7 protein-coding genes are annotated in these 12,440 nt (G+C 67.4%); 4 read left to right on the plus strand and 3 right to left on the minus strand.

Annotation, left to right across the window (positions count from 1 at the left end):
* Window positions 1-9: 9 nt before the first annotated feature.
* A complete protein-coding gene (locus AAHK21_RS25530; protein WP_367858757.1) occupies window positions 10-3,132 on the plus strand; it encodes a multidrug efflux RND transporter permease subunit in 3,123 nt (1,040 codons plus the stop codon).
* 61 nt (window positions 3,133-3,193) lie between these two features.
* On the plus strand, window positions 3,194-3,769 hold the full coding sequence (gene mobA / locus AAHK21_RS25535; RefSeq protein ID WP_367858758.1) for a molybdenum cofactor guanylyltransferase MobA: 576 nt from the start codon (window positions 3,194-3,196) through the stop codon (window positions 3,767-3,769).
* 97 nt (window positions 3,770-3,866) lie between these two features.
* Here the strand turns inward: mobA and AAHK21_RS25540 are convergent, their stop codons facing one another.
* Genes AAHK21_RS25540 through AAHK21_RS25550 form a run of 3 tightly spaced genes read right to left on the minus strand, consistent with a single transcriptional unit; the run spans window position 3,867 to window position 9,556 of the window.
* On the minus strand, window positions 3,867-5,270 hold the full coding sequence (locus AAHK21_RS25540; RefSeq protein WP_367858759.1) for an efflux transporter outer membrane subunit: 1,404 nt from the start codon (window positions 5,268-5,270) through the stop codon (window positions 3,867-3,869).
* Window positions 5,270-8,398 carry a multidrug efflux RND transporter permease subunit gene (locus AAHK21_RS25545; protein WP_367858760.1) on the minus strand — a complete coding sequence of 1,043 codons (3,129 nt, stop codon included), beginning with the start codon at window positions 8,396-8,398 and terminating at the stop codon, window positions 5,270-5,272. Before AAHK21_RS25545 ends, AAHK21_RS25540 begins: the two co-directional genes overlap by 1 nt.
* A 15-nt stretch (window positions 8,399-8,413) precedes the next feature.
* Window positions 8,414-9,556, minus strand: coding sequence for a MexC family multidrug efflux RND transporter periplasmic adaptor subunit (locus AAHK21_RS25550; RefSeq protein WP_367858761.1), 1,143 nt, complete (start codon window positions 9,554-9,556; stop codon window positions 8,414-8,416).
* Between the two features lie 180 nt (window positions 9,557-9,736).
* On the opposite strand from AAHK21_RS25550, the gene AAHK21_RS25555 reads away from it, so the two are divergent.
* Complete coding sequence (locus AAHK21_RS25555) at window positions 9,737-11,272, plus strand: FAD-dependent oxidoreductase (protein ID WP_367858762.1); 1,536 nt, start codon at window positions 9,737-9,739, stop codon at window positions 11,270-11,272.
* Window positions 11,273-11,381: 109 nt separating this feature from the next.
* Entirely contained in the window at window positions 11,382-12,389 is a 1,008-nt protein-coding gene (locus AAHK21_RS25560) for an aldo/keto reductase (protein WP_258600518.1), read from the plus strand.
* Window positions 12,390-12,440 lie beyond the last annotated feature (51 nt).

The raw sequence follows: 12,440 nt of genomic DNA on the forward strand, positions 1-12,440 counted from the left end.
GCCTGATCCATGCCGCAGTTCTTCATCGACCGCCCGGTGTTCGCCTGGGTGGTGGCCTTGTTCATCCTCCTGGTCGGCGCCCTGGCCATCCCGCAGTTGCCGGTGGCCCAGTATCCCGACGTGGCCCCGCCGCAGGTGGAAATCTACGCCGTCTACCCCGGCGCTTCGGCGGCGACCATGGACGAGAGCGTGGTCAGCATCATCGAGCAGGAGCTCAACGGTGCCGACAACCTGCTCTATTTCGAATCCCAGAGCAGCCTGGGCAGCGCCACCATCACCGCCAGCTTCCAGCCCGGCACCAACCCGGACATGGCCCAGGTGGACGTGCAGAACCGCCTCAAGGTGATCGAGTCGCGCCTGCCGCGCCCGGTCACCCAGCAAGGCCTGCAGGTCGAGAAGGTGTCCACCGGTTTCCTGTTGCTGGCCACCCTCACCTCCGAGGACGGCAGCCTCGACGAGATCGCCCTGTCGGACATCCTCGCGCGCAACGTGATGAACGAGATCCGTCGCCTCAAGGGTGTCGGCAAGGCGCAGCTGTATGGCTCCGAACGGGCCATGCGCATCTGGATCGACCCGGCCAAGCTGGTTGGCTTCAACCTCACGCCCAACGACGTGGCCGAGGCCATCGCCGCGCAGAACGCCCAGGTCGCCCCCGGCAGCATCGGCGACCTGCCGAGCCGACCGACCCAGGAGATCACCGCCAACGTGGTGGTCAAGGGCCAGCTGAGCACCCCCGAGGAGTTCGCCGCCATCGTCCTGCGCGCCAACACCGACGGCTCCACGGTCACTGTCGGTGACGTGGCGCGGGTCGAGATCGGGGCCCAGGAATACCAGTACGGCACCCGCCTCAATGGCAAGGCCACCAGCGCCTTCAGCGTCAAGCTGTCGCCCGGCGCCAACGCCATGGAAACCGCGACCCTGGTCAAGCAGAAGCTCGACGAGCTGGCGCGCTACTTCCCGGCCGGGGTGAAGTACGACATCCCCTACGACACCTCGCCCTTCGTCAAGGTCTCGATCAAGCAGGTGATCAACACCCTGCTCGAGGCCATGGTGCTGGTGTTCGCGGTGATGTTCCTGTTCCTGCAGAACTTCCGTTACACGCTGATTCCGACCCTGGTGGTGCCGGTGGCGCTGATGGGCACCTTCGCGGTAATGAACGTGCTGGGCTTCTCGGTTAACGTACTGACCCTGTTCGGCATGGTTCTGGCCATCGGTATCCTGGTGGACGACGCCATCGTCGTGGTGGAAAACGTCGAGCGGATCATGGCCGAGGAAGGCCTGCCGCCCAAGGAAGCCACGCGCAAGGCCATGGGCCAGATCAGCGGCGCCATCGTCGGCATCACCCTGGTGCTGGTGGCGGTATTCCTGCCGATGGCCTTCATGCAAGGTTCGGTGGGGGTGATCTACCAGCAGTTCTCGGTGTCGATGGCGGTGTCGATCCTGTTCTCGGCGTTCCTCGCCCTGAGCCTGACCCCGGCCCTGTGCGCCACCCTGCTCAAGCCGCTGGAGAAAGGCGAGCATCATGAGCGCAAGGGCTTCTTCGGCTGGTTCAACCGCCGCTTCGAAGGCATGAGCAACGGCTACCAGCGCTGGGTGACCCACGCCCTGGCCCGCAGCGGTCGCTACCTGCTGGTGTACGCCGCGCTGGTCGGCGTGCTGGTGTACGGCTTCAGCCAGCTGCCCACCGCCTTCCTGCCCACCGAGGACCAGGGCTACACCATCACCGACATCCAGCTGCCGCCGGGCGCCAGCCAGGCACGCACCATCGAGGTCGGGCAGCAGATCGAGGCGCACAACGCCGAAGAGCCCGGCGTGGCCAACACCACGCTGATCCTCGGCTTCAGCTTCTCCGGCAGCGGGCAGAACGCGGCGCTGGCCTTCACCACGCTCAAGGACTGGTCCGAGCGCGGTGGCGACGACAGCGCGCAGTCGATCGCCGAGCGCGCCACCATGGCCTTCACCCAGCTCAAGGACGCCATCGCCTATGCGGTGTTGCCGCCGCCGGTGGACGGCCTGGGCGAGTCGACCGGTTTCGAGTTCCGCCTGCAAGACCGCGGCGGCATGGGGCACGCGGGGCTGATGGAAGCCCGCGACCAACTGCTGGACGCGGCGCGCAAGAGCAAGGTGCTGGTCAACGTGCGCGAAGCCTCGCTGGCGGAAAGCCCTCAGGTCGAGCTGGAAGTGGACCGCCGCCAGGCCAACGCCCTGGGCGTGTCGTTTGCTGATATCGGCGCGGTGCTCGACACCGCGGTGGGCTCGAACTACGTCAACGACTTCCCCAACCAGGGCCGCATGCAGCGGGTGGTGGTGCAGGCCGAAGGCGACCGGCGCAGCCAGGTCGAGGACCTGCTGAAGATCCACGTGCGCAACAGCAGCGGCAAGATGGTGCCCCTGGGCGCCTTCGTCAGTGCCCGCTGGCAGTCCGGCCCGGTGCAGCTGACCCGCTACAACGGCTACCCGGCGGTGTCGATTTCCGGCGAGCCGGCGGCCGGCTATAGCTCGGGCGAGGCCATGGCCGAGATCGAGCGCCTGGTGGCGCAGCTGCCGGCAGGTGCCGGCCTGGAGTGGACCGGCCTGTCGCTGCAGGAACGCCTGTCCGGCAGCCAGGCGCCACTGCTGATGGCACTGTCGCTGCTGGTGGTGTTCCTGTGCCTGGCCGCGCTGTACGAAAGCTGGTCGATCCCCACCGCGGTGCTGCTGGTGGTACCACTGGGCGTGCTCGGCGCGGTGCTCGCGGTGACCCTGCGCGGCCTGCCCAACGACGTGTTCTTCAAGGTCGGCCTGATCACCCTGATCGGCCTGTCGGCGAAGAACGCCATCCTGATCATCGAGTTCGCCAAGGACCTGGTGGACCAGGGCGTCGATGCGGCGGACGCGGCGATCCAGGCCGCGCGTCTGCGCCTGCGCCCGATCGTGATGACTTCGCTGGCGTTCATCCTCGGCGTGGTGCCGCTGGCCATCGCCAGCGGCGCCAGCTCGGCCAGCCAGCAAGCCATCGGCACCGGGGTGATCGGCGGCATGCTCAGCGCCACCTTCGCCGTGGTGTTCGTGCCGGTGTTCTTCGTCGTGGTGATGCGCCTGGCCGGGCGCGGCAAGACCAAGACGGCGCAGGTGGCCAGCCACCAGGCCTGACTGGACAAGCCCTGCGGTAAATGGGAGGGTTCCCGGCATTGACTGCCCGGAACCCTTTTTCATGCCCGACGTTCTTCCCCCCTGCTCCATCCTCATTCTTGCCGGCGGCCGTGGCCAGCGCATGGGCGGACGCGACAAGGGGCTGGTGCCCTGGCGCGGCGAGCCGTTGGTGGCGCATGTGCAACGCGCCGTGCGGGCATTGAGCGATGACCTGGTGATCTCCTGCAACCGCAACCAGACGGCCTACGCGATCTACGCCGACCAGCTCGTCACCGACACCGAAGCCGACTTTCCCGGCCCGCTGGCCGGCGTGATCAGCGGGCTCAGGGCAGCCCGGCACGAGTGGATGGTAGTGCTGGCCTGCGATGCGCCGCGCATCGACCGGGCGCTGGTCGAGGACCTGCTGCGCCTGGCCGTGGCGCATGACAGCGCGGCCATGGTGCGCCAGGGTGGGTATTGGCAGCCGATGTTCAGTGTGTTGCCCCGGCGCGTGCTGTCATTGCTGGAGCAAGCCTGGCAGGCAGGTGAGCGGAGTTTGCAGAAGGCCTTGCTGCAGGCGAATGTGCAGGGGTTGGCGTGTGCCGAGGACGATGCGCGGTTGAGCAACTTCAACAGTCCGGACCTGTTGCGCGATTAACGCTCGCCTGTTCGGGCCCTTCCCCGGGGCAAAAAAAGGCCCCAAGGCAGGGACACCTGGGGCCAAGCGGTTGGATTTCCCAACCAAAGGAGGCATTTCAACCTTGGGCCGGCCAGCCACCGCCCAAGGCACGGAACAGATCGACCAGTGCCAGCTGGCGCTGGGTGCTGGCCTGGATGAACGCCGCTTCGTTGACATAGCCGTTGCGCTGCGCGTCCAGGTAGCGCAGGTGGTTGTCCACCCCGCCCTCATAGCGCGCCTTGGCCAGCGCCACGGTCGCCCGGCTGGTGTCGGCCAGGGCACGCCGCGCGGCTTCCTCGCGACGCAAGGTATCGGTGGCGGCCAGGGCGTCGGCCACTTCGCGGAAGGCGCCCTGGATCGTGCCTTCGTAAGCGGCCACCGCCGAATCCTTGCGCGCCTCGGCCAGGCTCAGGCCGGCCTTGTTGCGCCCCGCGTCGAACAGCGGCAGCGACAGTTGCGGCATGAACGTCCAGCTACGCGAGCCGCCGTCGAACAACCCGGACATCTGCGCGCTGGAGGTGCCGAAACTGCCGGTCAGGCTGATCCGCGGGAAGAACGCCGCCCGCGCCGCGCCGATATCGGCATTGCGCGCCCGCAGCCGGTGCTCGGCGGCGAGGATGTCCGGGCGGCGCTCGATCAGCGCCGACGGCGCGCCTGGGGCGATGTCCTGCAGGACCATCGGCGCCTGCGCCCGCTCGGCGGGAATCGACTTGGCCGCCTCGGCACTGCCCAGCAGCAGTACCAGGGCGTTGTAGGCCTGGCGCTGCTCGCGCACGATGCCTTCCAGCTCGGCCCGTGACTGCTCGACCAGCCCCAACGCTTCCTGGTGGTCCAGCGCCGTGGCCGTGCCGGCGCCTCGTCGCTGGCCGACCAGGGCCAGCGAGTCCTCGCGGCTGGCCAGGGTTTGGCGAGTCAGCGTCAGGCGCCGTTCGGCACCGTCCAGGGTCAGGTAGGCCTGGCTGACATCAGCGATCAGCGCGATGCGCGCGGCACGGCCGACTTCCTCGGTGGCCAGGTACTGCTCCAGCGCCGCATCGCTCAGGCTCTTGACCCGACCGAACAGGTCCACTTCGTACTCTGGCAGCGACAGACCCACCTGGTAACTGCTGCTGACCCCTTCCCTGCCGCTGTTCGACAGGTCCGCCGGCAGGTGCTGGCGGTTACCGGAGGCACCGGCGTTCAGGCCTGGTACCCGATCGGCCCGCTGGATACGGTACTGCGCTCGGGCCTGCTCGATGTCGAGCAGGGTCTGACGCAGGGAGCGGTTGTTGTCCAGTGCCGTGGTGACCAGTTGGCGCAAGGCCGGATCGACGATGAACGCCTGCCAGTCCAGCTGCTCCACCGACTTGCCATGATGGCCGGCGGCATCGCCCCAGGCAGCCGCCACCGGCGCCTCCGGGCGCTGGTAGGTCGGTGCCAGGGAGCAGCCGACCAGGGTAACGGCCAGCGCGAACGGGAGTGCACATTTAGCCATGACCATCACTTCGTCACCTCGACAGCGTGTTGCACAGGCGCCGGCTTGCGCTTGAGCAGCTTCAGCACCCAGACGAAACAGATCGGCACGAACACCACACCCAGCAGGGTGGCGCTGAGCATGCCGCCAATCACCCCGGTACCGATGGCGCGCTGGCTGGCCGCGCCGGCGCCAGTGGCGATGGCCAGTGGCACCACGCCGAGGATGAAGGCCATGGAGGTCATCACGATCGGGCGGAAGCGCAGGCGTGCGGCCTCAATGGCGGCGTCGCTCAAGCTGTAGCCCTTCTCCCACAGTTCCTTGGCGAACTCGACGATCAGGATGGCGTTCTTCGCCGCCAGGCCAATGATGGTGATCAGGCCGACCTTGAAGTACACATCGTTGGGCATGCCGGTGAGCAATACCGCCCAGACCGCGCCCAAGGCGCCGATCGGCACGATCAGCATCACCGTCAGCGGGATCGCCCAGCTCTCGTACAGCGCCACCAGCAGCAGGAACACCACCAGGATGGCCAGGGCGAACAGGCCGGCGGCCTGGCCGCTGGAGACCTTCTCCTGGTAGGACAGGCCAGTCCAGGCATAGCCGATGCCGGGTTGCAGCTCGCCGACCAGGCGCTCCATCTCTGCCATCGCCTGGCCAGTGCTGTAGCCGGGGGCGGCGTCGCCGGCGATACGAATCGACGGGTAGCCGTTGTAGCGCACCAGTTGCACCGGCCCTTCCTCCCACTGAGTAGTGGCGAAGGCACTGAACGGCACTTGCTCGCCGCGGGCGTTAGGTGCATACAGGCGCAGCACGCTTTCCGGGGTCATGCGCTCGCCCTGCTCGGCCTGCACCACCACGCGCTGCTGGCGCCCGGCATTGGTGAAGTCGTTGATCACCGCCGAACCGAAGGCGGTGGCCAGGGTGCTGTTGATCGACTCGAAGTTCACCCCCAGGGCGCGGGCCTTGTCGCGGTCGATCTTGACGCGCAACTGTGGTGCTTCTGCCAGGCCTTCCATCATCGCGTACAGGAACACCGGGTTGCCGTTGGCGCGGGCCAGCAACTGGTCACGGGCCGCCAGCAACGCTTCACGCCCCAGGCCACCACGGTCCATCAAGCGCAGGGCGAAACCGCCTGAGTTGCCCAGGCCGTCGATCGGCGGCGGCATGACCGCGGTGATGGCACCGTCGCCGTTGGCCGCGAAGCGCTCGTTGGTCGCGACGATTTCGTCTGCCGCCGATTGGCCCTTACCACGTTGCGACCAGTCCTTGTAGGTCGGGAAGGCCAGCGCGGCATTCTCTCCCTGGCCCGAGAAACTGAAACCGGTCACCACGATCGAGTTGGCCACTGCCTCGCGAGACATCAGGAACTGCTCGAGCGCTTCGGCGGTATGGTCAGTGCGCACCCGGCTGGCGCCAGGCGGCAGTTGCACGTCGACGATGCCGTAGCCGAGGTCCTCGGCGGGCACGAAGGCCTCCGGGACGCGCAGGTAGGAATAACCCAGCACCACCAGGATGCCGACATAGGCGAGCATCCAGCGCCCGGCACGGGCCACCAGTGCACTGTTCATCAGCGAATAGCGCTCGGTCACACGGGCGAAGCCGCGGTTGAAGGCACCGAAGAAACCGCCTTTCTCGTGGTGCCCATGGGCCACGGGTTTGAGCAGCGTGGCGCACAACGCCGGGGTGAAGGTCAGGGCCAGGAAGCCGGAGAACAGGATCGACACCGCCAGCGACACCGAGAACTGCTGGTAGATCACCCCCACCGAACCGGACATGAACGCCAACGGCAGGAACACCGCCGCCAGCACCATGGTGATACCAATGATCGCCCCGGAAACCTGCCCCATCGCCTTGATGGTCGCTTCCGCCGGCGACAGCCCTTCCTCGGCCATCAAGCGCTCGACGTTCTCCACCACGACGATGGCGTCGTCCACCAGGATACCGATGGCCAGCACCATGCCGAACATGGTCATCATGTTCACCGAGAAACCCAGCAGCTTCATGACCATCAGCGTGCCCAGCAGGCACACCGGCACCACGATCGACGGGATCAGGGTGTAGCGCACGTTCTGCAGGAACAGGAACATCACCAGGAACACCAGCACCATGGCTTCGATCAGGGTGTGGATCACCTTCTCGATGGCCACGTCGACAAAGCGCGAGGTGTCGTAGGGCACCGAGTATTCGACGCCCTCCGGGAAGAACTGCGACAGCTCGGCCAGGCGCTCCTTGACCAGGGTCGCGGTTTCAATGGCGTTGGCGCCCGGTGCCAGCTGCACTGCGGCGACGACTGCGGGCTTGCCGTCCAGGCGTGCCGAGAGGTTGTAGTTCTCGCTGCCGATGGCCAGGCGCGCGACATCGCCAAGGCGCACGCTGGAGCCGTCCGGGTTGGCGCGCAGGACGATGCCGGCGAAGGCCTCGGGGGTTTCCAGGGTGCCCTGCACGGCCAGGGTCGCGGTCAGTTCCTGCTCGCTGGCACCAGGCGTGCTGCCGAAACTGCCGGCGGGTACCTGGACGTTCTGGCCACGAATGGCGTTGCCGATGTCGTCGATGGACAGGCCGTAGCCCACCAGCTTCTGCGGATCGACCCAGACCCGCATCGCCGCCTCGGAGGCGAAGAACTGCAGCTTGCCCACGCCGGTGACGCGCAGCAGCTCGTTGTTGATGTTGCGCGCGGCATAGTCGGCCAGGCTGGTGACGTCGTCACGGCCACCGGTGGCACTGGTCAGGGCGTACATCAGCAGGAAGCCGGAACTGGCCTGCTCGACCTTCAGGCCTTGGGTCAGCACCGCCTGGGGCATGCGTGCCTCGGCCTTCTTCAGGCGGTTCTGCACGTCGACCTGGGCCATGTCCGGGTCAGTACCGGGCTGGAACGTCACCATCACTTCGGCCACGCCGTTGGAGTTGTTGGTGGACTCGTAGTACAGCAGGCCCTTGGCGCCGTTGAGCGACTCCTCGATGATGCTGGTCACCGACTCGACCATCACCTTGGCGGACGCGCCCGGGTAGACGGCATTGATGGAAATCTGTGGCGGCGCCACGCTGGGATACTGGGCCACCGGCAACGCCGGGATCACCAGCAACCCGGCCAGGGATATGAACAGCGCCACGACCCAGGCGAAGTTCGGCCGATTGATGAAGAACTTGGACATCTCGCTACCCTCGCCTTAGTGTGCCGCGGCCTGTTGCGCCTGGGCCGGCTGCACCGGCATGCCCGGGGCAAGGCCGGCCGGGCCGCCGACGATGACCTGGTCACCGGCGCGCAGGCCCTCGGTAATCTGCCAGCGCGAGCCGTGCATCCCGCCGGTGCGCACGCTGCGCGCCTCGGCCAGGTTGCCGGTGCCGACCACCAGTACCCGCGCTTCGCCATCGCTGCCGCGCTGCACCGCGCGCTGCGGCACCAGGATGGCCTGCTGGTCGGTGCCCTGCGGGGTGCGCACGCGCACGTACATGCCCGGCAGCAGGATGCCGTCGGCATTGTCGAAGCGACCGCGCAAGGTGACCTGGCCGGTGCCACGGTCGACCGCCACGTCGGTGAACATCAGCGCGCCCTGGCGCTGGTAGTCGGTGCCTTCCACCTGGGCGGTCAGCGCCTTGTCGTCGCCAGCGCCGAGCGCGCCGTCCTTGAGGGCCTGACGCAGACGCAGGGCTTCGGCGGCGGACTGGGTGAAGTCGACGTAGATCGGATCGAGCTGCTGGATGCGCGCCATCAAGGTGGCGTCGCCCTGCCCGACCAGGGCGCCTTCGGTGGCCAGGGCGCGGCCGATGCGGCCGGAGATCGGCGCGGTGACCGTGGCATAGCCCAGGTTCAGGCGCGCGGTCTGCACGTCGGCCTGGGCCGAGCGCACGGCCGCCTGGGCGCTGCGCAGCTCGGCGCTGGCGGTGTCGAAGTCCTGCTGGCTGACCGCCTCGATCTTGACCAGCGGCTCATAGCGCTTGACCCGTGCCTGGGCCTCCTGCTGCACCGCCTGGGCCCGCGCAAGGTCGGCCTCGACACGCGCCAGGGCGGCCTTGAACGGTGCCGGGTCGATCTGGAACAGCACATCCCCAGCCTTGACGTCGGCGCCTTCCTCGAAACGTTTGTGCAGGACAATGCCGGCCACCCGGGCACGCACCTCGGCCACCCGCATCGGTTCGACCCGGCCCGGCAGGGTCGAGGCCAGGGCCAGCTGTTCGCTGGCCAGCGTCACGGTCTCCACCGGGAATGCCGTTTCAGTCGCGGCCTGCTGTTCTTCAGCCGCTCCGCAGCCGGCCAGTGCTACCGCCACTGCCAGCCAGCTGACCATCCCTATTGCACGCAAATTGCTCATGAACTCACCCGAGCCGTTAACTAAAATTGGCGCGAATGGTACTTATACATTCGATTTGAGTCAATTTAGTCTCATTTGAAGTTTTTGTGAAATATTGTAATCACCCTTCCGGTCGTCGGCTGAGCGCAGCCTGGCCCCATGGCAGGCGTCAAATGAACACAACCAGCTGAGGAGATCCCCATGACCTTCCATGCCGTGGCCAGCCTCGACCAGCTTGATGAACACCGGCCCATGCGCGTCCAGGCCGGCACCGAGGACATCGTTCTGGTACGCCAGGGCGAGCGGGTGCGTGCCTACCAGGCCAACTGCCCGCATGAGGGCGCGCCACTGGAGCAAGGCGCGGTCTGTGGTGGGTTGCTGATCTGCCCCTGGCACAAGGCCGCCTTCGCCGTGGACGACGGCATGGTGTGCGAGCCGCCGGCGCTGGCCGGTCTGCGCCGGCATGCCGTGCAGGTCAGGGACGGCCAGATATGGGTGGACGAGCAGCCACTGCCCGAGGCTGAAGCGCCCCGCCACAGCGACGCGCGCACCTTCGTCGTGGTGGGCGCCGGCGCCGCCGGGGCGGCCGCCATCGCCACCTTGCTCGACCATGGCTTTGCCGGCCGCCTGTTGTGGGTCGACCAGGAACAGCCGAACGCCTACGATCGCACCGCCCTGAGCAAATTCGTCATCGCCGGGCAGATGCCGGTGGACGAAGTAGCCTCACTGCTCGCGCCAGTCGACCTGCACCGAGGCCAGCTGCAGCGCATTCACGGCAAGGTGCGTGCGCTGGATGCCGGCAAGCGCGTGATCAGCCTGGCCGACGGCCAGCAGTTGAAGTACGACGCCGCCCTGCTGGCCACCGGCGGCAAGCCCAACCGCCCCCAGCTCCCCGGCGTGCAACTGCCCGGTATCTGCGTACTGCGCTCGTGCACCGATGCCGCGCAGTTGCTCGACCTGGCCGAGCCGGGCCAGCCGGTGGTGATCGTCGGCGACGGTTTCATCGGCCTGGAGGCCGCCAGCGCCCTGCGCAAGTACGGCCTGCAGGTGCATGTGGTCACGCGCCACGCCATCCCCCTGGCCCGGCAGTTGGGCGAGCGCATCGGCCAGACCCTGCGCGAGCTGCATGAGCGCAAGGGTGTGCAGTTCCACGGGCCGACCGAGGTGATCGGCTTCGACGGCCACGAGCGCGTCGAGGCCGTGCTGCTGGCCAATGGCGAGCGCCTGGAGACCGCGCTGGTGCTGCTGGGCACCGGCGTCACCCCGGCCACCCGTTTCGTCCAGGGCCTGCCCCTGGCCGAAGACCATTCGCTCACGGTGGACGCGCACCTGCAGGCCGCCGACGGCCTGTGGGCGGCCGGCGATATCGCCACCTTCCCCCTGGCCGGCCGCCCGGTGCGCATCGAGCATTGGCGCCTGGCCCAGCAGCACGGCGTGATCGCCGCCGCCAACATGCTCGGCGAGCGGCGCCGCTACGACGACGTGCCGTTCTTCTGGACCTACCAGCACGGGCGCACCTACGAAGTGCTCGGGCATGCCGGCGGCTGGAACCGTATCGAGTACGTCGGCTCACCGGAACACGGCGACTTCATCGCCCTGCAGTGCCTGGACGACCAGGTCGAGGCGGTGATCGCCAAGGGCTGTTCACGGGCCATGGCCGTGCTGTCGCAGCGCATGAAGCGGCCGCTGTCGAGCCGCGAGGCGCGTGAGCTGATCGATGCCTGGCCAGAGGGATGAGCCATTCGCCAGGGCCTGGAAACGGCGCCTGGCCCGCGCTTTCAAAGCAGGACGGAACTGTGTAAAAGAGGGGAACCCCTCTCAGGATGTCAGAAAAGGATTATCTGCAATGATCTACCGCCCCCTTGGCCACTCCGGCCTGCAAGTCTCGGCCCTGACGCTCGGCAGCATGATGTTCGGTGAACAGACCAGCACCGAAGACTCGCTGCGCATCATCGACAAGGCCTGGGACCAGGGCATCAACTTCGTCGACACCGCCGATGTCTACAATGGCGGTCGCTCCGAGGAGATCGTCGGCGAGGCGGTGGCGCGCAACCGTCACGAGTGGATCATCGCCTCCAAGGCCGGCTATGGCCCGGTCGATGGCCTGCCGAACCGCAGCGGCCTGTCGCGCAAACACCTGTTCAATGCCATCGAGGCCACCCTCACGCGCATGGGCACCGACTACCTGGACATCTACTACCTGCACCGCGAGGACCATTCGGTACCGCTGGAAGAAACCGTGCGCGCCATCGGCGACCTGCTGGCGCAAGGCAAGATCCGCTACTGGGGCGTATCCAACTTCCGCGGCTGGCGCATCGCCGAGATCTGCAACGTGGCGCAAAGGCTCGGCGTGGCCAAGCCGGTGGTCAGCCAGCCGCTGTACAACATCGTCAACCGCCAGGCCGAGCCCGAACAACTCACCGCCGCCGCCTACCATGGCCTTGGCGTGGTGCCGTTCAGCCCGCTGGCCCGTGGCGTGCTCAGCGGCAAGTACGCGCCAGGCTCCACTCCCGACGAAGGCAGCCGTGCCGGGCGCCAGGACAAGCGCATCATGGAAGTGGAATGGCGCCAGGAATCGCTGGCCATCGCCCAGAAGATCCATGCCTATACCGAGGCCAAGGGCGTGGGCATCGTCGAGTTCGCCATCGCCTGGGTGCTCAACAACCGCCTGGTCAGCTCGGCCATCGTCGGGCCGCGCACCGAGGCGCAGTGGGACACCTATGCCGGTGCGTTGGAGGTCAAGGTCACGGCGGAGGACGAGGCCTTCATCGATTCGCTGGTGACGCCCGGCCATGCCTCGACCCCGGGCTTCAACGATGTCGCCCACTTCGTCAGCGGGCGCCTGGCGCGCTGAACTGGCCTCGGCAACTTCTCTGGGAGCGGGCAAGCCGCTCCCTCAGCGGTG

It is taken from the genome of Pseudomonas sp. TE50-2 (assembly GCF_040813665.1).
In the GTDB taxonomy this organism is placed as follows: Bacteria; Pseudomonadota; Gammaproteobacteria; order Pseudomonadales; family Pseudomonadaceae; genus Aquipseudomonas; species Aquipseudomonas soli.

What these genes read in the sequence shown, in the direction of transcription:
- AAHK21_RS25530 (WP_367858757.1), top strand. Translation starts at nt 10, where the DNA reads ATGCCGCAGTTCTTCATCGACCGCCCGGTGTTCGCCTGGGTGGTGGCC.
- mobA (WP_367858758.1), top strand. Translation starts at nt 3,194, where the DNA reads ATGCCCGACGTTCTTCCCCCCTGCTCCATCCTCATTCTTGCCGGCGGC.
- AAHK21_RS25540 (WP_367858759.1), bottom strand. Translation starts at nt 5,270, where the DNA reads ATGGTCATGGCTAAATGTGCACTCCCGTTCGCGCTGGCCGTTACCCTG.
- AAHK21_RS25545 (WP_367858760.1), bottom strand. Translation starts at nt 8,398, where the DNA reads ATGTCCAAGTTCTTCATCAATCGGCCGAACTTCGCCTGGGTCGTGGCG.
- AAHK21_RS25550 (WP_367858761.1), bottom strand. Translation starts at nt 9,556, where the DNA reads ATGAGCAATTTGCGTGCAATAGGGATGGTCAGCTGGCTGGCAGTGGCG.
- AAHK21_RS25555 (WP_367858762.1), top strand. Translation starts at nt 9,737, where the DNA reads ATGACCTTCCATGCCGTGGCCAGCCTCGACCAGCTTGATGAACACCGG.
- AAHK21_RS25560 (WP_258600518.1), top strand. Translation starts at nt 11,382, where the DNA reads ATGATCTACCGCCCCCTTGGCCACTCCGGCCTGCAAGTCTCGGCCCTG.